This is a genomic window from Micromonospora sp. NPDC005299, assembly GCF_042872345.1.
GTDB lineage: Bacteria > Actinomycetota > Actinomycetes > Mycobacteriales > Micromonosporaceae > Micromonospora.
The window spans coordinates 374,552-396,224 of sequence record NZ_JBIAKG010000003.1 but is presented as its reverse complement, the minus strand read 5'-3'; the positions used below and the strand labels follow the sequence as shown (position 1 = coordinate 396,224).

The following is a 21,673-nucleotide window of genomic DNA, read 5'->3' as shown; positions in this document are numbered from 1 at the left end:
ACACTTACTTTTATATTTTCACACCCCTTTCGTTGGTTTTTTCACCCCCGGGGGTTTTATCCCCCCCCCCCCCCCCCCCGGCCCCCCCCCCCCGCCCCCCCCCCGCCCCGCCGTCGTGTTTTCACTCCCCGGCCGGTAGGCCGGCCCCCTGGCGGGTAACCGTCGCGGACCACGACAGGGCACGCCCAAGGGCCACCGCACGGGGGAGTGCAGCGCACATGGGCATTGGCAGCGCCATCTTTCTCATCGCGCTCGGCGCGATCATGACCTTCGCCATCCGGGCCAACGTCTGGTGGATCGACCTGCGCGCGGTCGGCTGGGTGTTCATCCTGGCCGGGCTGGGCGTGTTGCTCACCACGCTCTGGTTCTGGCAGGACCGCCGCAAGCGGGCACGCACGCTCATCGTGGAGGAGAACCGGCTCTCCCACCCGACCGCGATGATGCCCCCGCCGCCGGACCCGCCGCCGCCGACCGCCCCACCGTCCTGACCGGCTGAGCCCACCACGCGGTGGGCTCAGCCGCGTGCGGTGTGCCGGGCGGTGATGGGCGCGCCGCCCGGCCCGAGCTCGGCCCACCGGGTGGTCGGCCGGTGCACGACCAGGTCGGTGGTACGCAGCCCGTCCGGATCCGCCCGCTCCGGGTCGAGCAGCGCGGAGAGCAGCGAGATGCCCGGGTTGTGGGCGATCAGCAGCACGTAGCCGGCCGTCGGGTCGACCGTCCGGACCACGTCCAGCAGCGCGTCCGGGTGTGCCTCGTACGCGGCCGGCTCGTAGCGCATCGCCGGCGCAGACCCCGCCGGGCCCCCCTCCGGCGGGGATCCCGTCGCGCCCAGCGCCACCCCGTGCCAGGTCTGCCGGGTCCGCCGGGCGGGCGAGCAGAGCACCACGTCGGGGAGGAGCGCGTGCCGGGCCAGCCAGGCGCCGGCCGCCGCCGCGTCGGCGTGCCCCCGTGCGGTCAACGGCCGCTCCTCGTCCGGAATCGCCTGCGACTGCTCGGCCTTGGCGTGTCGCAACAGCACCAACGTCCGCTGCTGGTTCCTGCCGTCCGTCATGCGCTCAGCTTGCCTGATTGGCGATCTCGGCGCCTGGGTATGTCGATGTGTGCCGCTACCTCATCCATGGCCGCGGCGGGCAGGAAACGCCAGCAGGACGCCAAGGAGGCGACGTCATGGGCATCGGTGCCAGCATCTTCCTCATCGCGCTCGGCGCGATCTTCGCGTTCGCCATCGACGCCAACCTGGGATGGCTGAACCTGAACGTGGTGGGCTGGGTGCTCATGCTCGCCGGGGTGGCGGGTCTGCTCACCACGCTCTACTTCTGGAACAGCCGCCGCCGGGTGGTGGCCGCCCCGGTGCGGGAGCGCGTCGTCGCCGAGCCGGTCGTGCCGGTGCAGGACGACCGGGTCGTGCGCGAGGAGTACCGCGAGGTGCGTCGCCCGGGCTCGGGCTACCCGGTCTGACCGGCACCACGAACTGTGAGGGCCCCGCGACGGCGCGGGGCCCTCGCCCGTCTTCCGGGAGCGGCCGGCGGTCAGGCGAACAGCGCGAAGTAGATCGCGATGTGGTGGCAGATCGCCGCGACGAGCGTGCAGGCGTGGAAGAACTCGTGGTGGCCGAAGACGGTGGGCCACGGGTTCGGCCGGCGCAGCGCGTAGAAGACCGCGCCGACGCTGTAGATCGCCCCGCCGACCGTCAGCAGCACCAGGGCGGTGACGCCGCCGGCGTGCAGGATCTGCGGCAGCATCGTCACCGCGACCCAGCCGAGCGCCAGGTAGAGCGGGGCGGAGACCCAGCGTGGCGCGTGCGGCCAGATCAGCTTGATCGCCACCCCGGCCAGCGCCCCGCCCCACACCAGGCCGAGCATGATCGTGGCGTGCCGGGTGTCCAGCAGCAGCGTGCAGAACGGCGTGTAGGTGCCGGCGATGAACACGAAGATCATCGAGTGGTCCATCCGGCGCATGATCTGGTAGCCCTGCTTCGACCAGACCCGGCGGTGGTAGAGCGCGCTGGTGCCGAAGAGACCGCACACGGTCAGGCTGTAGATGAGGCAGCTCACCAGCGGGGCCCAGCCGGGGCGGGCGGCGGCGATGGAGCACAGCACGAGGCCGCAGACCAGCGCGGCGAAGAACGCGTAGGTGTGCAGCCAGCCGCGCATGCGGGGTTTCCCGATGTCGGCCGGCTTGAGCCGGAGCGGTGCGGAGGTGGTCACGTCAATCAGGTTACGACACCGTAGGTTACTTGCAAGTAGTGTGGACCGTCACCTTCGCTGACGCGAGGATGACGGGATGCGGATCCGGCCCGTCGGCGCGCACGCCCTGCTGCTCGACTGCGACGGCCCCGAGCAGGTCGAGGCGTGGCGGGCCGAGCTGTGGCGCCGCCGGGCGGCGGGCGAGCTGAGCGCCGTCGAGATCGTCCCGGCGGCGGCCACCGTCCTGGTCGACGGCGTGCCGGACCCGGCGGCGGCAGCCCCGCGGATCGCCGGGTGGACCCCGGGAGGCGTGGCCACCACCGCCGGCGCCGCCGAGGTCCGGGTCCCCACGGTGTACGACGGCGCGGACCTGCCCGCCGTCGCCGAGCACTGGGGCGTCGACGTGCCCGCCGTGGTCGAGCGGCTGCGAGGGACCGAGTTCCGGGTGGCGTTCTGCGGCTTCGCGCCGGGGTTCGCGTACCTCACCGGGTTGCCGGCCGAGCTGGCGGTGCCCCGGCTCGCCACCCCGCGTACCCGGGTGCCGGCCGGCTCCGTGGCGCTGGCCGGCCCGTACGCGGGGATCTACCCGACCGCCTCGCCCGGCGGCTGGCTGCTGGTCGGTCGGACCGACCTGGTCCTCTTCGACGTGCACGCCGACCCACCCGCCCGGCTCACCCCGGGCACCCGCGTCCGGCTGGTGGGCGCGTAATCGAGGTGCTCCGGGCCGGTGCCCTCACCACCGTGCAGGACCAGGGCCGCCCCGGCTGGGCCCACCTCGGCGTGCCCCGCTCGGGCGCGCTCGACCCGGCCGCCCTGCGGCTGGCCAACCGGCTCGTCGGCAACCCCGAGCACGCCGCCGGCCTGGAGATCACCCTGACCGGCTGCACCCTGCGCGTCAGCCGGGCGGTCACCGTGGCGCTCAGCGGCGCCGAGGTGGACGTGCTGGTCGAGCGCCCGCCCGACGGTGCCCGGCCGGTCGAGCGCCGGCCCGGGGACATGGGCCGGCCACTGTCGCTGCCCGCCGGGGCGACCCTGCGGATCGGTCCCGCCCGCGACGGGGTGCGCAGCTGGCTCGCCGTCTCCGGCGGCATCGCGGTCGAGCCCGTGCTCGGCAGCCGGGCCACCGACACGCTCTCGGGCCTCGGCCCGCCCCCGCTGCGCGACGGCGACCGGCTGCCCCTGGGCGCCCCGACCGGTCCGCCGGCCCCGGTGGACCTCACCGTCGCCCCGGGCATGCCGGCCCGGCTCCGGCTGACCCTGCGCCCCGGCCCCCGGCAGGACTGGTTCACCCCCGCGGCACTCGACCTGCTGTTCCGCACCGCGTACGCGATCAGTCCCGCCAGCAACCGGGTCGGCGCCCGACTGCTCGGCGCGGCCCTGCCCCGCGCGGTGGCCGGCGAGCTGCCCAGCGAGGGCCTCGTCCTCGGCGCGGTGCAGGTGCCGCCGGACGGCCAACCGCTGATCTTCCTGGCCGACCACCCCACCACCGGCGGATACCCGGTCATCGGGGTGGTGGAGGACGTGACCCCGCTCGCGCAGGCCCGCCCAGGGACTACGGTGACGTTCCATGGACCTCAACGCTGACCTCGGTGAGGGATTCGGCATCTGGCGGCTCGGCGACGACGAGGCGCTGCTGGGGCTGGTCACCTCCGCCAACGTCGCCTGCGGTTTCCACGGCGGTGACGCGTCCACCATGCACCGGGTCTGCGCGGCCGCCGTGCGGCGCGGGGTCGCCGTCGGCGCCCAGGTCGGCTACCGGGACCTCGCCGGCTTCGGCCGGCGGCACATCGCGTACGACTTCGCGGCCCTGCGCGACGAGACGGTCTACCAGCTCGGGGCGCTGGACGCCTTCTGCCGGCTGACCGGCACGCGGGTGCGCTACCTCAAGCCGCACGGCGCGCTCTACCACGCGGCCGCCTCCGACGAGGTCCAGGCCGCCGCGCTCGTCGCCGCGGTCAGCGGCTACGACCACGAGCTGCCGGTGCTCTGCCCGCCCGGCTCCGTGCTCGCCCAGCTCGCCGTGGGCGCGGGCCTGCGGGTGGTCGCCGAGGGCTTCGCCGACCGGAACTATCTGCCCAACGGGCAGCTGGTGCCCCGAAGCGCCGCGAACGCGCTGGTCAGCGACCCGGACGAGGTGGCCACGCGGGCGGTCCGGATGGCCACCGAGCGGATCGTGGTGGCGGTCGACGGCAGCGTGGTGCCGTGCCCGGTCGAGTCGATCTGCCTGCACGGCGACACCCCCGGCGCGGTGCGCTGCGCCGAACTGGTGCGGGCAGCCCTCATCGACGCCGGGGTCACCCCCACCCCGTTCGCCTGACGGAAGGGCCCCTTCCTGACGCCTCCGGTGGAGGACGGGCCCCGTCCTGACACGGAGGCTCAGGCGTCCAGGCCGCGCAGCACCAGCGGCAGGCGGGTCGCCCCGCCGGCCACCACCCGGACCGGGACACCCCAGTCCTGCCGGGTGAGGTGGCAGGCGGCGTGCTCGACGTCGGCGTCGCAGGTGGCCGCCTGCGCGGTCACCTGGAGCACGCCCTCCGCCACGTCGCCGCTGAGCACCAACCGGCGGGACAGGTCCGTGGTCGTCCCGGCCCCCTCGACCAGCAGCTCCGGCGGGGACGCCGAGACCACCACCCGGGTCGACGGCCCGTACGTCTCGTCCAGCTTCTGCCCGGGCGCGGGCGTGAAGATCACATCGAGGGTCAGCTCGCCGGCCGCCACGTCGGTGGGCTTGCGCTCCAGCTTGTGCCGAGGGCCGTCCACGGTGTTCGCGCCCGCCGCGGTCAACGCGCCCGGGGCCAGCCGGGTCAGCCGGTGCGCGGCCGACTCGACCACCAGCACCTCGCCCTCGGCGGTGAGCACCAGGTCGCTCGGCTCGGCCAGCCCGTCGGCCACCGTCGCGACCTGGTCGGTCTCCGGGTCGAAGCGGCGCACCGCGCCGTTGTAGGTGTCCGCGATCAGCACCGAGCCGTCCGGCAGCGCGCACACCCCCAGCGGGTGCTGGAGCAGCGCCCGGTCGGCCGGACCGTCGACGTGGCCGAAGTCGAACAGGCCCTGCCCGACGGCGGTGCCCAGCACGCCGTTCTCCACGTAGCGGATCGCGCTGGTCTCGCTGTCGGCGACCCAGAGCCGCGCGCCGTCGGCCGAGACGGAGAGGCCGGAAGGCTGGGCCATCCAGACGTCCGGCAGCGGGCCGTCGCGCAGCGCCTCCACCGTGGTCCCGGCGTACATGCCGGCGGTCCGCTTCGCCGGGTCGAACCACCAGAGCTGGTGGATGCCGGCCATGGCGACGATGACCCGGTCGTCGTACCAGGCGACGTCCCAGGGGGAGGAGAGGTCGACCGAGCGGGCGTCGTGCGCGTGGTCGTCGACCGTCGAGCGCCACTGCCGTCCGGTGCCGGCAACCGTGACCACCTCGCCGGTCGCCAGTTGCACGCCGCGCAGCAGGTGGTTGACGGTGTCCGCGACGACCAAGTCGTAGCCGGCCAGCTCGGCCACCTGCGGGGGCAGCAGGCAGAGCCCCTGCGGCTCCGAGAACGTGGCATCCCCCGCCGGGCCGTCGGCGTGGCCGCGGTTGCCCGTGCCGATCCGCCGGACCACGGTCTCCCCGTCGGGGGCCAGCTCGACCAGGGAGTGCCGGGCCGAGTCGGAGACCAACAGGTTGCCGCCGTCGAGCACCACGGCCTTGCCGGGGAAGCGCAGGGCGGTCTCCGGCTGGGCGGGCGGCACGTACGGGCCCTCGCCCCGGTGCAGGGTGCCCTTCGCCTCGTGGGTGGCGATCAGGTCGTCGATCAGCCGGGCCAGCCCCTCGGCGTGCCCCTCGCCGGCCATGGTGGCGACCACGTAGCCCTCGGGGTCGACCACCGACAGGGTCGGCCAGGCCTTCGCCGCGTACTGCTGCCACATGTCCATCTCGGGGTCGTCGAGCACCGGGTGGTGCACGCCGTACCGCTCGACGGCGGCGGCGAGGGCCGCGGCGTCCTTCTCGTGCTCGAACTTCGGCGAGTGCACCCCGATCACGACCAGGACGTCCCCGTACTTCTCCTCGAGCGGGCGCAGCTCGTCGAGCACGTGGAGGCAGTTGATGCAGCAGAAGGTCCAAAAATCTAGGACGGTTATACGACCTTTCAGGTCGGCCAACGTGAGGGCCTTGCCGCCGGTGTTGAGCCAGGCCCGGCCACGAAGCTCGGGCGCGCGTACGCGTGCTGCCATGGGTCCATCCTGCCTCACCATGGGCGACCAGCCGGCGCGACGGGGCGCAGGAAGAGGCGTACGGGACACGGCGTCGCCGAGCGTGAGGAACGCTGAGCGGGTGCGGTAACGGCCGTCAAGAAGTCGGTACACCTCCGGCGGCCCGACCGGCGCGGCCAGGTCGCCCGCGCCGACGATCGCTGAGTGTTCGCGGTTGCGGCGCTCGCCGACGGCCTCGACGCGCCGGACGGTTACGGCAGTCGCCGACGCGCGGACGACGACGGCAGGGTAGGCGTCGTCGCCGACGTGGATAGTCGCGGGCGTACCGGTGACGGCGGGGGCATGAGTGAGATTCACTGGATCACGGTAAGGCGTGAAGCTCCCCCCGGTCCTTTCACCACGCCGGGCGCCGTGAGGGGCCCCAGAAATGCCAAACGGCCCCGGCCCTAGCTGGACTAGGTACCGGGGCCGAGCGGGCGCGAGAAGGGGCCCTACGGGGGGTCAGGCGCGGCGGCGACGGCTCGTCTGGACGGGCCGGCAGACCGCGCGGCGCGGCGCGGGGTGCGGCTCGCCCAGCTCGTCGGCGATCCACGCGCAAAGGTCGTTGATCAGGTCGGCGGGCCATCGGGGCGGCGTCAAGTCGTCTCCTTCGTGGGCGCTCACAGGGCCTGAGATTACGCCGGAGGCTCGTGCCCGGGCTTCCTAGAAACGCGTCTTCGGTGACCCGGAGGCCCAGCGGCTCGCCGAGATCGCGGCCGAGGAGGCGGCGGCGTAGCGAATGACGCGCGGTAACGGATAGACGGGCTTGCGGGCGGGAGCTGGTCGCGCACACGGCCCCGTCGGGGCGTCTCCGGTCACTGTGTGCGACCGGCGCAGCTCGGCAAGCTTGCCGACCCCGTCTACCCTGGCCGCCGTGGGTTGGGATACGTACGGCCAAATCACGGTCGCTGTGCTGACGATCGGCGCAGCCGTTCTTCAGGTCCAACGTCGCGGGGGCCGCCGCGCTGAGATCCGGCAAGACCTAGAACTGCTGGCGCTGCTTCCGAAAGGCAGCGAGGCGCACAGGCTTATGACGAAACATATCGATTCCTCGGTGACGAAGCTGATCGGCGTGGAATCCGAGAAGCGACGTGACTGGACAGGGGTTGTGCTCGCGATCATTTTCATCGCTGGGGCGCTCACGGCCGTCTACTACGCTTTCCAAGCCTCTGGGCTCCTATCGGTCGTCCTTTGGGTGGCGGCGGTTCTTGTGGGCACAATCGGCGCGGCGGGCCTAGCTCAAGATGTCGTCCCCCGTAAGAGGGACGCGAAGGGGCGGCCAATCGAGTAGGTCGAGGCCGTGCGGGCGTGTAAACGCAAAACGGCCCCTCACCCGGCGCGGTACGGACGAGGAGCCTTGTTGCGCTGGCGTGTCGCGGTCAGGCTCGGCGACGCCGGCTGGTCAGGACGGGCCGGCAGTCGGGCCGGCGGACCGGCGCGGGCTCGCCCAGGTCGGCGGCGATCAGGGCGGCCAGGCCGTCGATAAGGTCGGCGGGCCAGCGGGGCGGGGTCGGTATGGCGGCCTCCTTTTAAGGCGTTGAGGTGCCCAGAATAGGCGAGTAGTTGCCCCGGGTACTGTCCAGCGGCGGAGCGACCTCCGGCTACCCTGACTCTATTGGCGCAGACCCGTACCGGAGGACACTACCCGCGTAAGCCGGAAGTCCGACAGATTCCGGATCGGCTCGGCAGCGGTCTCGACTGCCTCCTCAAGTTCCTCATCGGACACTTCTGGCTCCCAGGGCTGCTCCTGGTAGACCGGCTCGATAACCTGCCGCGCTATCCGGCCGCCGGCCTGGCCGCTGCTCCTGCCGCCCCAACTTGCCCGTGTACCTTCCACCATCTGGAGCATTTCGCGTCTGTGCTTTTGCCACTCCATGATTAGCCGGACAATTCGCTCTACGATGGCAATGCCTGCTACGCCGTAAGCAACGGGAGAGTACTGGTTAGCAACTTCTGTCAATACGACCTCAAAAGGGCTCTCTAGTCGCATCCTCGCTACTCGGAGCCTGCCCGCTGAGTGGCTAGGGCTAGAGGCTACTCGCATGGCCTTCGCCATATTCAGCACCGGAACTGACCCGCTGGTGGCGCTCCGGCGTAGGCCTGGTCGCCTGTTCTCCTGCACAGCAACCAGGGCTTCCGCGACTATTCTTACGTCGTCAAGCGCCTCGATGTACTGACGAACCTTGCCGAGTGGCGGAGCGTCATCAAGATCGGCAACCACCAGCAACGTAGGCGTCTCTGTAGTCACGCTGGCACCGAGGGATGTCATGCGCCGCATCTAATCACAGTGGATTTAAGTGGCGCACCCTTTGTCGATGCGACCTTCCTGACCCGTCCATGGCCTCATAGGCAGGGAAGGTCGACAGGGTGGTGCAGCGGCATCACACTGAGTGCATGAGTGGCGAGACAGGGGAAGAGCGCGATGAGCGCATGCGGCGGGACATCTTGGCGGAGCTGAACAGCAGGGGTCACCTGGATGCGATCAGCGTCGATCCTTCGTTGATCATGGCAGTCCTGGGCGGTAGTAGCGTCGTTCTGCGCGAGGCCATCAAGCAAGCCGGCGAGACAAAGCGCGAGCGCCTTCGGCAAGACGGTGAAACGACGCGGGCGCTGCTTCGTGGTGGGTCGGATGACATCGGGGCGGTCGTCGACAAAGGCGACGATGAGCGCGAGGCCTAGTTTCGGCAGGCGTCGACGGCCGTTGCGACCCCTATGCCCGTACACAGTCTGAGGCGCTATGCCGCTTCGGTGTCGGGTGGCGCTGGGAGGGGCTCCCTCCCCAGCCCCCCGCTGACGGCTGTTTGCGACGCCCAGACTTGCGCGCGGGGCGAGACGCTATGCCGCTTCGGTGCGGGGCGACTCGGACCGGGGTCCCTCCCCCTGGGGGAGGCCATCGCCCTCGCTCACCGTGAGCGATATCCGCAGTGGGTCGTAGACCAGCTCCGCGAGACAGTCGGACGCGGGCGGCGATGGCGCGGTCGGCTGTCGGGCTTGGGGACGGTAGCGATAGTGGTCGCTGTTTAGACTGCCGCGATGAACACGCGACCGAACCCGACCAATCAGGAAACGCCACCAGGGGCGATAGTTGGCGTTGTAGGCACCGTGGCGGCAGCCATCGGAGTCTTGATCATATTGTTGCAACTGGCGGCCACCTCGCTACCAAGTCGGCTTTTCCTTATCGGGGTGGTGCTTGTAGTCGGTGGCTTGCTACTGAGGGTGGAGTCCGCTATTCGCGCCACAAGCCGTCAGCGCGACGCCGCTGGCGATGGCGCGGCCTAACGGGCCTGCGGGGGCTGGGCCGGGGAGGGTGGGGGTAGGGGTAGGCGGGGGTGCCGGGGTCGGTCGGGGTAGGGCGGGGCCGGGCCGGGGGTGCCGGCCGTGGCCGAGCGGGGCCGGCCTCGTCGGCGTCGTCCAGGTCGACGGGCTGGGCGTGCGTGAGGCGTCCTACGCGTAAGGGCGACGGGCACGCGCACAACGCCGACGGCCCGACCCGCGCCGGGTGAGCGGGTGAGGGCGGGGCCGGGCCGGGGGCGGTGAGGTGTCAGACCGTGCCGTCGTGCGAGTTCTCGAACGGGTCAGCCGGCCCGGAGGTGAAAGTGACAGGCCCCGAGGTGACGCGCTGCGCGGTCGAGTCGACCCGCCAAGTCGTGTCCGGGTGCGGCTTCGCGGCCAGGTCGCACGCGGCGAGATCGTCCAGGGCGGCGCGAGTACGCGCGAGGAGGGGCAACGGCGAACGTTGGTGGGCCTCGGCCATCCGGTGTCCCTCGCTCACCATCGCGTCGGAGTACGCGCCGACCAGCAGCGGTACGTCTCGCGCGCTCACGCGGCCCCCAGCGTCGGTCACGCGGATCATGTGGGCGAAGCCGCGGAGCCTAGCGGCCTGCGAGAGCACACCCTCGGCCTTCTCGACGGCCTGAATCGCCGCGCTGACCGCAGCTCGCGCCTCGTCGATCGACGGCGCGAAGCCGTCGGCGATCGTGTCCACCCAGCGGTGAGCGTGCCAAAGGGTCAGCGCCGTGACGTCCTCGGCGGCCTTGGACGCCTCGCGGCGCCGGGAGGCGATGACGTGGGACAGGACGGCGACCTCGACCGCCTCGTCCGCTTCACTGATCGCGGCGGGGATCTTCGGCCTCGGCTTGCCCTGGGCGGCGGCGATGCCGGCGGCCCTGATCGCGGCGGCGCGCTTGTTCCGAGATGCGCCGGCCTCGTCCTGGTAGTCGTCGCGCGCCTCGACGGCGTCGCGCCAGGCGTCATAGGCGGCGTCGTGCTTCGCCATAGCGGCCCGCAACTCGTCGGGGATGTCGACCCCGGCCGGGGGCAGCATCGGCCCCGTCGGCTCGTCTCGGTCGCTGGAGACGTAGGAGTCGCGGAGCGGTCGGCGCTTAATGTCGGCGACCACGGCCTCAGGGTCGAAGTTGTTTTGGTTGAAGTGGTCGCCTTGCGAGACGGCGACGGGCCGCACCTCGGCGTTCGGGGAGTTGGCGCCAACGGCCGGCGTCGGGCGGGACATCGCAGCGGTGAGCGCGGCGGACTCGGCTACCTGCTGAATCTTGTAGGCGTTGACCGCGGCGCGGGCCTCGGGGGTGATCAGCTCAGTCATGGGGTGCGGCTCCTCTTGGAGTTGTGGTCAGTTGCTGGAAGTGCTTGCCAGACGGCCGCGTAGGGCTCGGGGCAGTCACGGGTGAGGGCGCTCTCTTCGGCGGTGTACGGGGCTCTCTGAGGGGGTGGACGGGGCAGACCGGGGAGGGCGCCGCACGCTGCCTAACGGCGCACGGCGTCCCCCTCGGGAGCGCAGCGGCCGGAGACGGCGCGCGCTCGTCCTCCTCGGACCCGCCCAAGGGCGAGGAGGCGTCTAAACACGTACGACCCGCGTACGGGGGTGAGCCGGTAGGCGGGCCGTGCGGGCGGTGCGGGGTGCTACGCCGAGCGGCGACGCCGGGCGCGGTCCAGCGGGAGAACCTGGGCGCTACCGGCGGCGGCGGGCGTCGACTGGGCGGCCGTCGTCGGGCAGTCGGTCTGAAGGGCGGCGGCCCAGCGGTTCAGGTGCGGGCGGAGTTCCTCATAGGCAAGCTCGGCCACGCGGTCTAGGACGGCCTCGGCGAAGGCGGTGGATTCCTGCTCATTCATGCGGCGGCGTTCCTCTCGGCGTTGCGGGTGTTGCGAAGCTGGACGAGGGCGCGGGCCAGGATGGGCCGGGTGTCTTTCCACGCGAGGCGCGCTACGCGGTCGGTGACCTCGGCGATTACGGCAGGTTTGGGGACGGTGTACGCGTAGCCGGCGGCCGTGCGTGAGCGCGGGCCGACGAGGCGGTCGGCGACCGCGTAGAACGCCTTGACGCCGGGGACGACCGGCACGGCGGGCGAGCCGTCGTCGGCGGCCTCCTCGGCCCAGCCGTCGGGGTCGTCCTCGTACCACTCGACGAACTCGCCCAAGGCGTCGACGGCCTGGGCGTGTAGTTCGCGGGCGTCGTACCGGCCGGGGGCGGCGTCGGCGAGCCAGAGACGGAGCCAGTGCTCCGCGGATTCGACCTCGCGGGCCTTGCGGCGGTCGCGGGCGATGCGCTGGCGCTCAGTGGCCGTCGGCGGCGGGCCGGTGCGCTCCTTGCGCACGGCCGGCGGGCGCCACCTGGGCGCCGCAATGCGGGCGGCGTTGACGACTTCCAGGAGGTACCCGGCGATCTGTGACGGCTCGCCGTGGCGGACGTACAGGAGGAGGTCTGTGTAGGGGCGGCCGGCGTCGTCGCGGTCGGGCAGCGCGGCCAGCTCGGCGCGCAGCTCGTCGGCCAGCCGGCGGAAGTCGGCCGGGCGCGGGTCGCCCGTCGCGCCGGATGATCGGCGCAGGATCGCGGCCCCGGACGCGTAGACGTCGGCGGCGGCGGCGAGCGTCGGTAGCGCCCAGGCGCGGGCGAGGATGCGGGGGGCGGGAAGTTCCAGGGTTAGGCCACCGTCGAGCCGTAGCCGGCGGGGCCGGTCGGCCGGGCGGGGGTACCGCCCGCCGTCGCGCAGGGCGGCGAGGGCGTCGTCGGGCCGCGTGGTCGCGGCCGCGGTTGATGATAAGCCTTCGGCGGTTGCCACGGCTCTCCTTCCGTTATGTGAGGGCGGGGCGGGCGACGCTGAGGGACGGTGATGCGCGAGCGGGGGGCATGTCTGGCCTATGGGCCAGCGGGGGTCGGGGTGTTCACGACCGGCGGCGGGCGCGTTTTCCCTCTCACTATGCCTATGCGCCAGGGTGTTCATACGCTCGCGCCGAGCTGGGCGCGGTGACAGGCAGGCTGGCGACGGTTCCCTAGCGACGGCCGGAGGCAATGCAAAAACCTGTCACAGTGACGTTTTGAGCGTCTCTCCTATTAATTCTCACGTGGTGGTGGTGGTGGAAAACAACACAACTAATAGGGAGGGGTGAAGTTTCGTCACTGTGACAGGTTTTTGCACCCCGAGCGGGCGTCGTCCCGGCGTCGTCCAGGGCGCTCCCCGCCCTCCTCGGCGACGTCCAGGGCGTCGCCCCGCCGGGCGATCGCGGCGAGCCGGGCTTGTCGGGGTGCGCGGCTACGGTGCGGGCATGGCTATGTGGCGTTGTCCTGAGTGTGGAAACTCGTTGATGGCGCCCGAGGAGGAGCGCGAGGCCCAGCGCGCGGCGGGGCGGGGGATTTGCGTCGAGGACACGGTCGTCGTTAAGGGGCGTGTGGTCGTGGCCGGCGGTAAGCCGGTGACGGTGGAGCCGGAAAAGCTCCAGGGCTGGCACCAAACGTGCCTGGACGTCGACACGGCGCGGATCAATAAGGATTTCCGGGCGGCGGCCGAGGAGGCTCGGCGGCGCGTCGTGACCGAGGCCGAGGCGGCGGCGCGTGCGGCGGCCGAGGGCGGTCGTTAGTTAGGGGCTACGCGGCGTCGTCCTCACGGCGTCGCCGGCCACGCTGGCCCACCACGACGAAAGCGCCCCGCCGGGGCCGCACGGGGGCGGCGTCCAGCGGAGCGTTCGGGTCGGTGCGCGGCGGCCAGCTCGTCGGCTTTGCCCAAGCGCTCGCCCGCCTCGCCCGGCACCCTCGGCAGCGTCAAGTCGTCGTCGACACCGTGGGTAGGCCGCTGGTTGCCTGCTTCCGCCAAGGCGCGGCCGGATCTGCCAGGGTGTCAAGGATGAGCTGACACCAGGTATGAGCCGCGCCGACCGCAAGGTGGGCGTGACGGGGACGCAGGCCGACGCGCGGCGCCGCCGGAGCGTGCCCGGTCCCCCAGCCCTCGTTCCGCAGTTCGCCGAGCCCCGTGGCAATGCTGATCAAGCCGCCGAGGATGCGCTTAACCGCGTTGCTTCCGTCCGGTCCCGGCACCTGCGTTTGCGGGTGCAGTAGCAGCGCACGCTGTGCGAGGTCGATCAACGCCGGCAATTTCGCCGTCTTGTCTTCAAACGGTACGCCGAGTTCAATGAGGACGGTTTTGGCGGTCGCCTCGATCAGCTCCTTCGCGGAGCCGATGGCCTGGGCCGGGTCGGCCGGTAGTGCTCGGTCGATCCTGTCGAACGAGTCCAGGATCACTGTCGGGTCTCGCAGTGCCTTCAGGGATCTCGGCAACCTTGTGGCGACGGCCGCGAAGCTGTCCGGCTTCGGCTTGATCCTGCCGTCCGCGTCGAGGTCGAACCCTTGGCGGTCCAGAAACTTCCGCGTAGCGTCAAGCGTCCCGTCGTTCAGCCCGTCGAGCAGTGTTTCGTACACCTGGAGCACTCTCGCCACATGGGCGGGGTCGGTCCAATCAACGTTGTCCTCGTACTCGTGCCAAAGCGTGCGCCGCTCGCCTACTTCGTCGTTCGGCTCGCCGGAGGGAACGAAGCCTTGGTCCTGCCACATCTCCCCGATCAAGCGCAGCACTGAGGTATCAACGGCGAGTTCGCGGAAGTGCCGTCGCACGGGCAGCGGGACGAGCTGGCGAATGGTCACGGCCGCCAAGCCTATCGATCGACGCGGCTCACGGTCACTCCCTATTTGAGGACCACTCCGGCAATCCCGGAGAAGATGCCGACAAGCAGGCCCAGGGTCGCCAGACCTTGGCGGGGAGAGGTCCAGAGGTCGCGGTTCATTCGCGCCCAGCCCTGGGGAACGACCCTCATCTTCAGCTTTTGGAACTTGTGCTGCCGGTGCCTACACCCCAACAGGAGACCTGACGAGTTGTTGCGGCACAGAGTCCCGTCGCGGTTGATCGCTGCACACCAAAGCGGCGCCTGCAGCAGGAAGTAAAACGTGACCACACCTGAGAGCAGGATCAGGGCTGCCGGCCCCATGCTGCGCGTCCACAGGCCGGAGATGAGAAGGATGAAAGCCAAATATCCCCAGTAGCGACCGATACCCTTCATGGGTACGGAGTGCATGGTCGCAAGCACGCCTCGAAGTCGATCTATCCCAAACATGACATTGCCTAGCAGCCAATGTCGATGCGTGGTACCGGCCCGAGGGGCTATTCGTCCGCGAGCGGATGGCGGAAGCCCTCCAGGGGCGCCCTCACCGGCGCGTCGTGCTGGGTGTAGTTCAGGACCTCGGCCCACGCGTCGACCATGGGCCGCCCGTCGCGGGCGAACTGGCGCAGGATGTCGTACACCATCACGCGGATGATGTCGGCGTCGGCGGACAGGCTGGGGCGGGGCAGGAAGCCGAGGGCCGTCCAGTCGCCGACCTTGCGCGTGAGGTGGCCGACGATCTCGTCGCCGAGCCGGATAGTGAAGATCTCCCCCTCGCCCTTGTAGTCGTGCGACGGGTAGCTCGGCGGGGCGTAGACGAGGTCAGCGGGCTGCGGGCGCCAAGGCATCGGGGGCTCCTCGGGTGACGGAACGGGTGGACGGGGCCGGGCGGGACGTCGTCCCGTCGGCCCAGGTGATCAGCAGCCGCTCGGCGGGCTTGAATCGCACGCCGCGGGTACCGGCGCGGGTCGCGGTGACCTCGGCGACGGCGAGGCCCAGCAGGCCGCGACGCTCGGCCTCGGGGAGGTCAAACCACGCCGGGACGCTCTGCGCCAGGTCGAGGAGGGGTGAGATATCAGCTTCAGGAATCGGGATACGGGCAAGGGCGTCCTCGGCGGCTTGGACCTTCGCGCGAAGCTCGGGCATAACCTCGGCGGCGTCGTCGTCGGTGAACGTGCCAGCGGCCACGAGGCGGCGCACGCGGGCGAGATCAGCGCGGGCGCTGTCCAGGGTGTCCTGTGCGGCGTCGCGGGCGACGAGATCGTCAGGGGCGACGCGAGCTACCCACGCGTCCGCGACGGCGTCTAGCAGCGGGTCGCCGGGCTCCAGGGTGGCAAGGCGCAACAGGAACGCGAGGGACACGGCCTCGTCCGTCTCGGCGAGCGGGGCCGTAAAGCCGGCGCACGTCTTGCCGTTGCCGTAGTTGCCGCAGCGGTAAACCTTCCTGCCGGTGGCCCCGCTCTGCGAGGTCCGGCCCCCGCATTCGCCGCAGCGCAGGACGTCGGCGAGGACGGTCGACGAGCGGCGGTCGCCGCGTCGGACGAACTGCCCGCGCTGGGCGACGGTCGCCGAGCGGGCGTCGATCGCGCGCAGGATGCGGGCACGCTCGCCGGCGGTGACCACGCCCTCGCCGACGCTGACGGTCTGGCCCCGCTCGTCCCGGTAAGGCTCGGCCACGTAGGCCCAGCGTCCAGCGGGCGTCCGCTCACGGATGGACTGGAGGCCGGCCCAGCCGGGCGAGCGCACCAGCGCGCCCACGCTGCCGATTCCCCAGGTCTTACCGCGCGGCGACGGGATGCCGTCTGCGTTGAGGCCCTTCACGGTTTGCCAGATCGTCGAGCCGGCTAGCAGTTCGTCGGCGATGCGCCGAGCGACCGGGTACGTCTCCGGGTCGTGGGCGAGCTTGCCGTCGGCGATGCGCAGGCCGAACGGTGCCGCGCCTCCCAGCCATGCACCCTCGGCGCGGCGATACTTCTTCGCCCGGCCGACGCGCTTGGACAGGTTCTCAACCTCTTCGCGGGCGATCTCTGCGCGGATGATCAGCTCAAGCCTGCGGCGGGCGTCGCCCGTGTCGGTTCCGTCGGCCCCGACGATGCGCCGAGAGCCGTCGGCGTGCTCGTCGAGGAGTTTTCCGATCTCGACAGCGCCTCGGCGGTCGGCGCGGTCCAGCGACCACGCGAGGACGGTTCGGAAGCGGTCGCCGGCCCGCAGGTCGTCCAGGGCCTTTTGCCACTGGGGGCGGGCCTTTATGGAAAAGCGCGAGGCCCCCGTACCTTCGCGCTCGACGTAGTCGGCGACGACGACGAGCCCGAGGCGAGCGGCGAGGTCGCGTAGCTCTGATTCCTGCTCGGCAAGCGACCGGCCGTTACGCGCGTCGCCGTCGGCGTTCTTATGGGATCTGCGCCGGTAGAGGGCGCAGCAGCGCGAGGGGTCGGGTATCTCGTGGGGGGTCACGCGGCGCACCGTACCACGAGTTCGTTAGACCGTCCGAGACGTCCAGAAATCCAACAGGACGATCTTGCCGCGCAGGTCGGCCAGGGTGATGTCCCTGCCGCCGGTGTTCAGCCAGCCGCGGCCGCGCAGCTCGGGTGCCCGTACTCGTGCGCTCATGCCCCCATCGTGCCGCACGGCCGGCGGCCGCCGGCCCGATGGGGCGGTGAAGAGCGACACCTTCCGGCGGTCACCCGTCGGACCGGCTTCGCCAGCGGGCCACCAGGTCCTCCTGCCGGGCCGGGGCGCCGGGGAGCGGGGCCTCGACGGGATTGTGCAGGGCCTGGAGCAGCAGGGTGAGGTAGCGGTGTCGCAGCGCGGCCCCCCGGTCGGCGCCGGGGAGGTCGACCAGCATGACGGTCTCCAGCAGCAGCACGATGTCGGCCCCGCTGACGTCGTCGCGCAGGTCGCCGGACCGGCGTACCCGGTCGAGGAGCGTGTCGGCCAGCCGGGTCGCCCGTTCGGCCATGCGGCTCAGCTCCGGGGTGGGGGCGAACGTGCCGGCCAGCCGCTGCGCGAGGGCCTGGCCGCCGCCCTCGACGACCCGGTGCAGGCAGGCGACGTAGGCGTCCCAGGGCGGCGCCTCGGCGGAGAGCGCGTCCTCCAGGTCGGCGATGTAGCGGGCCAGGCCGTCGGCCGCGAGGGCGCGCAGCAGGTCCTGCTTGCTGGGGTGGCGCCGGTAGAGGGCGCTGATGCCGACGCCGGCACGGGCGGCCACGGCCGAGACCGGCGCTTCGGGGTCGGCCAGGAAGACCTCGCGGGCGGCGTCGAGGATGCGGGTGTCGTTGCGGGCCGCCTGGGCGCGGCGGCCGCTGAGCGGGCCGGTCTCGGGTTCGGACATGGGTCGACGATAGCAGTGGAACGGATCGTTCCGTTCTGTTAAGCTGGAACGGAACGAAACATTCCGTTCCCCGAAAGGACCGGCCTCGTGAGCTTCCCCGTCCTCACCACCGCTCTCGACCTCCTGCGCCGCGCCGCCGAGGGGGTGCCGGCCGACCGGCTCGACGACCCGACCCCGTGCGCCGAGTGGACCGTCGGGCAGGTGCTCATGCACGCCGCCGGTGACCAGCACGCGTGGGCGGCGTCCGTCGGCACCGGCACGATGCCGGCGTACAACCCGTTCGACCCGCCGCGCGGCCACGACGAGGGCGTCCAGAGCGTCGTCCGGAGCGCGGTCGAGGCCGCCACCGCCGCGTGGGCGCGGGTCGACCCGGCCGCCGGTCCGGTCGGCACGCCGCTGCCGCCCGTGCCGACCATGGACCCGCAGCTCGCCGCCGCGGCCTGCGCGCTGGACGCCGCGATCCACGCCTGGGACGTCGCGGTGGCCACTGGGCAGCCGGCCCCGCTCACCGCCGAGCTGGCCGAACAGCTCATGCCGGCGGCCCGGGCGACCGCCGAGCCGCTGCGCGGATTCGCGTACGCCGCCGCGCTGCCCGCGGAGACCGGTGCCGACCCGGTGGCCGCCCTGCTGGCCTATCTCGGTCGCGACCCCCACTGGCACAAGTGACGAACGACGGCGGGGCCACGGATCATCGTGGCCCCGCCGTCGTTGCGAGTCGCTACTGGCCGGCCGGCTTGAGGCAGAGCACCCGGTTGGTCCCGTCGCCGGGAAGGACCACCTGGGGCTGCGCCGGGTCGGCGCACTTGTCCTTGCTGTCCACCTTCGACACCACGGTGAACGCCCCCTGCTCGCCGCAGTTGGCCGCCTCGGCGGTCGTGCCGGACTGCTTCACGCAGGAACCCACCGCCGGGTCGAAGGCCGCCGGCTTGTCGTCCCCGCCGATCTTGCCGAGCAGGGTGAGCAGGCCGAGCGGCACGGCGAGGATGAGCACCGCGGCGATCAGCACCAGGGCCAGCACCCGGCCGTTGCGCACCTTCGGCGCGGGCGCCTCGGTCTTCGGCTCCGCGTCCGGCTTGAACGCCTCGAAGCGGCCGTGGTCCGGGTCGCCGCCCGGAGCCGCCTGCGGCCAGGCCGGCGGGCCCTGCTGGGGCGGCGGCGGGAACGCGGGCGGGAAGCCGCCCGGCTCGCCCGTCGGCCCCTGCCCCGGTACGCCCACCGAGGCGCGGCCGCCGGCCGGCCCGCCGAACGGCTCACCGGGCCCGCCCGGCCCGCCGAACTGGTCGCGGTGGCCGGGGGGGCCGCCGAACGGGTCCTGGTGCCCACCGGGAGCGCCGAACGGCTCGTGGGTGCCCCCGGGGCCGCCGAACGGGTCGTGCGGCCCGCCCGGGCGCTCGCCGTTGTGCGGGTGCACCCCGTTGACCGGCCGGTTGTTGCCCGGCGGGTCCACGAAGGACGGCACGCCGGGCGGGAACGGCGGCGGGGCGGCGGGCGAGGGCGGCGGGGCCGAGTGCACCGGGGGCGCGTCGGTGTATCCGTGCGGGCGGTCCGACTCGTCCGCCCGGGAGTGCGGGCCCGGCTCGGCGAAGCCGTTCGGGCCGTCCTGCCCGGGCGCCTCCTCCGGCTCCGAACGGGCGGGCCGGCCGTAGACGCGCGGCTGCGGGACGGGCGCCCCGCCCGTGGGCAGCGGCTGGTCGGCCGGAGGCGTGACCCGGCTGGTCATCGGCACCGAGGCGCTGGCCGAGACGGCACCGCCCGCGCCGGCCTCCGGCGAGGTACGCGGCCCGGGCACCATCGGCCCGGCCGGCGACTGCGGCTCCTCGTGCGCCGGACCGGGCGTACCCCAGCCGGCGTCGGCGGCCGACTCCGGCTCGTACGCCTGCGGGTTGCGGTCGCCCGGCTCGCCGCTCGGCGTGAACGGCGCGTAGTCGGCGGGCGGCGCGGCGGCCAGGGCGGCGCCCGGCACGCGCTGCTCCTGGGGCGGCAGCGGCACCGCGTTGGCCGGGGAGATCCCCGGGCCCGGCGCCGGCTGGTAGATCGGCCCGTCGTCGGCGCGGATCGGCTCCCAACCCGGCGACGCGGACTGCTCGGGCGGGGCCTCGGCGGCGCGGCCCCACGCCTCGCCGGGCGCCCACGGCTCGGCCTCCGGGACGGCCGGACGCTCGCGCGTCCACTGCCCCTGGTTGTCCTGGTTGCCGGCCCAGGCGGGCGGCGAGTCGGGGGACGGGACGGACGCGCTGGCCCGGGCCGGCGCCGGCACGGCGGCGGAACCCCAGCCGGGCTGCCTCGGCTCGTCCGCCGGCCGCTCCGGCTCACGCTGCTGCGGCACCGCCGCGGCGCCGCCCCACGCGGCCGCCGGACGCTGCTCCTCGGGGCCGCCCCAGGCGGAGGGCTGCGGCGCCTCGGCGGCGCCGGCGGACCGGCCCGCGGCCCAGCCGCCGGAGCGGTCCGGATCGTCGTCCTGCGATGCGGCCGGGCCGTGCTGCCAGCCGCCGGCGTGGCCCTGGTCCTCGCCCGGCGACGCGGTCTGGCTGTTCCAACCGCCCGGGTGGCCCTGATCATCCTGCGCCGGCCAGGCGCTCTCGGGCCGGGCGGCACCCGGGACGGAGACCTTCGCGGCGGCGCGGGCGGTCGGCTCGGCCGGCGACCAGCCCTGCTCGCCCTGCTGACCCCAGGCGGGCTGGTCGTCCTGCTGCTGGGCGGCGGCCCCGACGGCCCAACCGCCGGAGTTGTCCTCCTGCGCCGCGCGCCAGCCGCCGGAGCGGCCCGGGTCGTCGTCCTGCTGCCCGGTCGCCGGGTTCCACCCGCCGGAGCGGTTCGGGTCGTCCTGCCCGGCGGGGGTCGCCCACGACTCGTTCGGCACGGTGGCGGGCGCGGGCACCTGGGCGGCGCCGCGGGCACCCGGCTCGCCGGCCTGCGCCCAGGCCGGCTGCTCACCGGACGGGGCCGGGGCGGCGCCCCAGGCGGGCCCGCCCTGCTCGTTCGCCCAGGCCGGCGGGGCCGACTCGGCAGGGTTGTCCGGCGGGGCGGCGGCCCAGGCGGGCGGCCCCGGCTCGGCGCTGCGCTGGGGGGCGGCCTGCTCGGGGGCGCCCCAGGCCGGTGCTCCCTGGTCGGGAGCTCCCCAGGCCGGGGCGGACTGCTCCGGAGCGGCCCAGGCGGGCTGCGCGGCGCCCCAGTCGCCCGGCTCGGCCGGCGGCGGCACCTGGGCGGTGGCCCGGCCGGCGGCGGGCTGGCCGCCCGGCGGTGTCCAGGCGGGGGGCTGGTCGTCGGCCGCGGCCCAGGCGGGGGCCGGCTGCGCGGGCCGACCGGCCGGCGGGGGCGGGGCCCAGCCGAGGTCGGGTGCGCCGTACCCGTTGTCCTGCTGCGCCGGGCGGTCGCCGTACGGCACCGGTCCGCCGGCGCCCGGCGACACCTCGCCCGGCTCCTGGCCGGGGCGGTGCGGGGCCTCGGACGTCATGGGTGCGCCTCCTCCATCACATGTCGGCCGCCGATGCCGATCGGGACCGTCGGCATGGCTGCCGGCGTCGCCGGCAGGTACCGGCCGTGCGGGCTCCCCGCACCGTATCCGGTGGCCGCCCGGAGGCGCCCGGGGGAGCACGGGCCGTCACCGAACGTCACCGGACGATATCGATCGGTTGCTCTCGAGGCGATCGGTCCGGCGGCGGGCGGTTGGCGACCGAGCCCCACCGTACCGGGCGGTGCGGCGGGGTGGAATCCCGGTGTCAATCGACGTGAAACGCCGAAGACCCGCCCGGTGGGCCCGGGCGGGTCTTCGAACTGGAGGAGGTGAGGAAAGTAGGGGGGCGTCAGCTGATGTGACGCTGGGCGATGGCGAGAAGCTCCTCGCGGACGGCCGGCGAGTTGGCGGAACGCAGCGCGTGCTCGATGGCACGGGCGCGGCGGTTGGCGTCGCGGCGGTTGCGGATTCGCTCGATCATGCTCATCTGGGTCTCTCCTCCTGGCTATTCGGTTGTCAGCCCCTTGATGTGTC

The 21,673-nt window shown here is 73.0% G+C and carries 24 protein-coding genes; 9 read left to right on the top strand and 15 right to left on the bottom strand.

The window, feature by feature from the left end; genetic code table 11:
* Positions 1–218: 218 nt before the first annotated feature.
* Positions 219–488, top strand: coding sequence for a DUF6458 family protein (locus ACFYPD_RS11280; protein ID WP_013283345.1), 270 nt, complete (start codon positions 219–221; stop codon positions 486–488).
* A 26-nt stretch (positions 489–514) separates the two neighbouring features.
* Here the strand turns inward: ACFYPD_RS11280 and ACFYPD_RS11275 are convergent, their stop codons facing one another.
* On the bottom strand, positions 515–1,051 hold the full coding sequence (locus ACFYPD_RS11275) for a SixA phosphatase family protein (RefSeq protein WP_387111506.1): 537 nt from the start codon (positions 1,049–1,051) through the stop codon (positions 515–517).
* A gap of 116 nt (positions 1,052–1,167) precedes the next feature.
* Between ACFYPD_RS11275 and ACFYPD_RS11270 the strand changes: the two genes are divergently transcribed.
* Positions 1,168–1,458, top strand: a complete 291-nt coding sequence (locus tag ACFYPD_RS11270) for a DUF6458 family protein (protein WP_151465410.1) — start codon at positions 1,168–1,170, stop codon at positions 1,456–1,458.
* Between the two features lie 71 nt (positions 1,459–1,529).
* Here the strand turns inward: ACFYPD_RS11270 and ACFYPD_RS11265 are convergent, their stop codons facing one another.
* A complete protein-coding gene (locus ACFYPD_RS11265) occupies positions 1,530–2,207 on the bottom strand; it encodes a hemolysin III family protein (protein ID WP_387111503.1) in 678 nt (225 codons plus the stop codon).
* A 76-nt stretch (positions 2,208–2,283) separates the two neighbouring features.
* Here ACFYPD_RS11265 and ACFYPD_RS11260 point away from each other — a divergent pair, with 76 nt between their 5' ends.
* Genes ACFYPD_RS11260 through ACFYPD_RS11250 form a run of 3 tightly spaced genes read left to right on the top strand, consistent with a single transcriptional unit; the run spans position 2,284 to position 4,503 of the window.
* Positions 2,284–2,895, top strand: a complete 612-nt coding sequence (locus ACFYPD_RS11260; RefSeq protein ID WP_387111500.1) for an allophanate hydrolase subunit 1 — start codon at positions 2,284–2,286, stop codon at positions 2,893–2,895.
* Positions 2,895–3,770, top strand: coding sequence for a biotin-dependent carboxyltransferase family protein (locus tag ACFYPD_RS11255; RefSeq protein WP_387112356.1), 876 nt, complete (start codon positions 2,895–2,897; stop codon positions 3,768–3,770). Before ACFYPD_RS11260 ends, ACFYPD_RS11255 begins: the two co-directional genes overlap by 1 nt.
* Positions 3,754–4,503 carry a LamB/YcsF family protein gene (locus ACFYPD_RS11250; protein ID WP_387111497.1) on the top strand — a complete coding sequence of 250 codons (750 nt, stop codon included), beginning with the start codon at positions 3,754–3,756 and terminating at the stop codon, positions 4,501–4,503. The genes ACFYPD_RS11255 and ACFYPD_RS11250 overlap by 17 nt, the downstream gene beginning before the upstream one ends.
* 59 nt (positions 4,504–4,562) lie before the next feature.
* On the opposite strand, the gene ACFYPD_RS11245 is transcribed toward ACFYPD_RS11250, so the two are convergent.
* Both ACFYPD_RS11245 and ACFYPD_RS11240 read right to left on the bottom strand, forming a co-directional pair.
* Positions 4,563–6,395, bottom strand: a complete 1,833-nt coding sequence (locus tag ACFYPD_RS11245) for an NHL domain-containing thioredoxin family protein (RefSeq protein ID WP_387111494.1) — start codon at positions 6,393–6,395, stop codon at positions 4,563–4,565.
* 480 nt (positions 6,396–6,875) lie between these two features.
* Positions 6,876–7,013 (bottom strand): hypothetical protein, encoded by a 138-nt coding sequence (locus tag ACFYPD_RS11240; RefSeq protein WP_387111491.1) that lies wholly within the window; start codon positions 7,011–7,013, stop codon positions 6,876–6,878.
* Positions 7,014–7,287: 274 nt separating this feature from the next.
* Between ACFYPD_RS11240 and ACFYPD_RS11235 the strand changes: the two genes are divergently transcribed.
* Positions 7,288–7,704 (top strand): hypothetical protein, encoded by a 417-nt coding sequence (locus ACFYPD_RS11235; RefSeq protein WP_387111488.1) that lies wholly within the window; start codon positions 7,288–7,290, stop codon positions 7,702–7,704.
* A gap of 1,103 nt (positions 7,705–8,807) precedes the next feature.
* Complete coding sequence (locus ACFYPD_RS11230; RefSeq protein ID WP_387111486.1) at positions 8,808–9,092, top strand: hypothetical protein; 285 nt, start codon at positions 8,808–8,810, stop codon at positions 9,090–9,092.
* A gap of 862 nt (positions 9,093–9,954) precedes the next feature.
* On the opposite strand, the gene ACFYPD_RS11225 is transcribed toward ACFYPD_RS11230, so the two are convergent.
* The 3 genes from ACFYPD_RS11225 to ACFYPD_RS11215 all read right to left on the bottom strand — a co-directional run bounded on the left by ACFYPD_RS11225 (position 9,955) and on the right by ACFYPD_RS11215 (position 12,487).
* Positions 9,955–11,013 (bottom strand): hypothetical protein, encoded by a 1,059-nt coding sequence (locus ACFYPD_RS11225; RefSeq protein WP_387111483.1) that lies wholly within the window; start codon positions 11,011–11,013, stop codon positions 9,955–9,957.
* A 317-nt stretch (positions 11,014–11,330) separates the two neighbouring features.
* Positions 11,331–11,540 carry a hypothetical protein gene (locus ACFYPD_RS11220; protein ID WP_387111480.1) on the bottom strand — a complete coding sequence of 70 codons (210 nt, stop codon included), beginning with the start codon at positions 11,538–11,540 and terminating at the stop codon, positions 11,331–11,333.
* Entirely contained in the window at positions 11,537–12,487 is a 951-nt protein-coding gene (locus tag ACFYPD_RS11215; protein WP_387111477.1) for a hypothetical protein, read from the bottom strand. Before ACFYPD_RS11215 ends, ACFYPD_RS11220 begins: the two co-directional genes overlap by 4 nt.
* A gap of 523 nt (positions 12,488–13,010) precedes the next feature.
* Here ACFYPD_RS11215 and ACFYPD_RS11210 point away from each other — a divergent pair.
* Positions 13,011–13,283: a hypothetical protein gene (locus ACFYPD_RS11210; protein ID WP_387111475.1), complete on the top strand. Its 273-nt coding sequence runs from the start codon at positions 13,011–13,013 to the stop codon at positions 13,281–13,283.
* A gap of 181 nt (positions 13,284–13,464) precedes the next feature.
* On the opposite strand, the gene ACFYPD_RS11205 is transcribed toward ACFYPD_RS11210, so the two are convergent.
* From ACFYPD_RS11205 to ACFYPD_RS11180, 6 genes are all read right to left on the bottom strand, one after another.
* Positions 13,465–14,340: an abortive infection family protein gene (locus ACFYPD_RS11205; protein WP_387111473.1), complete on the bottom strand. Its 876-nt coding sequence runs from the start codon at positions 14,338–14,340 to the stop codon at positions 13,465–13,467.
* Positions 14,341–14,381: 41 nt separating this feature from the next.
* The gene (locus tag ACFYPD_RS11200; protein WP_387111470.1) at positions 14,382–14,780 is read right to left on the bottom strand and encodes a hypothetical protein; all 399 of its coding nucleotides are present in this window, start codon (positions 14,778–14,780) and stop codon (positions 14,382–14,384) included.
* Positions 14,781–14,854: 74 nt separating this feature from the next.
* The gene (locus ACFYPD_RS11195; protein ID WP_387111467.1) at positions 14,855–15,202 is read right to left on the bottom strand and encodes a hypothetical protein; all 348 of its coding nucleotides are present in this window, start codon (positions 15,200–15,202) and stop codon (positions 14,855–14,857) included.
* Positions 15,177–16,808 carry a recombinase family protein gene (locus ACFYPD_RS11190; RefSeq protein WP_387111463.1) on the bottom strand — a complete coding sequence of 544 codons (1,632 nt, stop codon included), beginning with the start codon at positions 16,806–16,808 and terminating at the stop codon, positions 15,177–15,179. The genes ACFYPD_RS11195 and ACFYPD_RS11190 overlap by 26 nt, the downstream gene beginning before the upstream one ends.
* 24 nt (positions 16,809–16,832) lie before the next feature.
* Positions 16,833–16,964: a hypothetical protein gene (locus ACFYPD_RS11185; protein WP_387112413.1), complete on the bottom strand. Its 132-nt coding sequence runs from the start codon at positions 16,962–16,964 to the stop codon at positions 16,833–16,835.
* Positions 16,965–17,034: 70 nt separating this feature from the next.
* The gene (locus ACFYPD_RS11180) at positions 17,035–17,685 is read right to left on the bottom strand and encodes a TetR/AcrR family transcriptional regulator (protein WP_387111460.1); all 651 of its coding nucleotides are present in this window, start codon (positions 17,683–17,685) and stop codon (positions 17,035–17,037) included.
* Between the two features lie 87 nt (positions 17,686–17,772).
* On the opposite strand from ACFYPD_RS11180, the gene ACFYPD_RS11175 reads away from it, so the two are divergent.
* On the top strand, positions 17,773–18,351 hold the full coding sequence (locus ACFYPD_RS11175) for a TIGR03086 family metal-binding protein (RefSeq protein WP_387111457.1): 579 nt from the start codon (positions 17,773–17,775) through the stop codon (positions 18,349–18,351).
* Between the two features lie 52 nt (positions 18,352–18,403).
* Here ACFYPD_RS11175 and ACFYPD_RS11170 read toward each other — a convergent pair whose 3' ends face one another.
* A complete protein-coding gene (locus tag ACFYPD_RS11170) occupies positions 18,404–21,139 on the bottom strand; it encodes a hypothetical protein (RefSeq protein WP_387111454.1) in 2,736 nt (911 codons plus the stop codon).
* A gap of 349 nt (positions 21,140–21,488) precedes the next feature.
* Entirely contained in the window at positions 21,489–21,626 is a 138-nt protein-coding gene (locus ACFYPD_RS11165) for a hypothetical protein (protein WP_387111451.1), read from the bottom strand.
* Positions 21,627–21,673 lie beyond the last annotated feature (47 nt).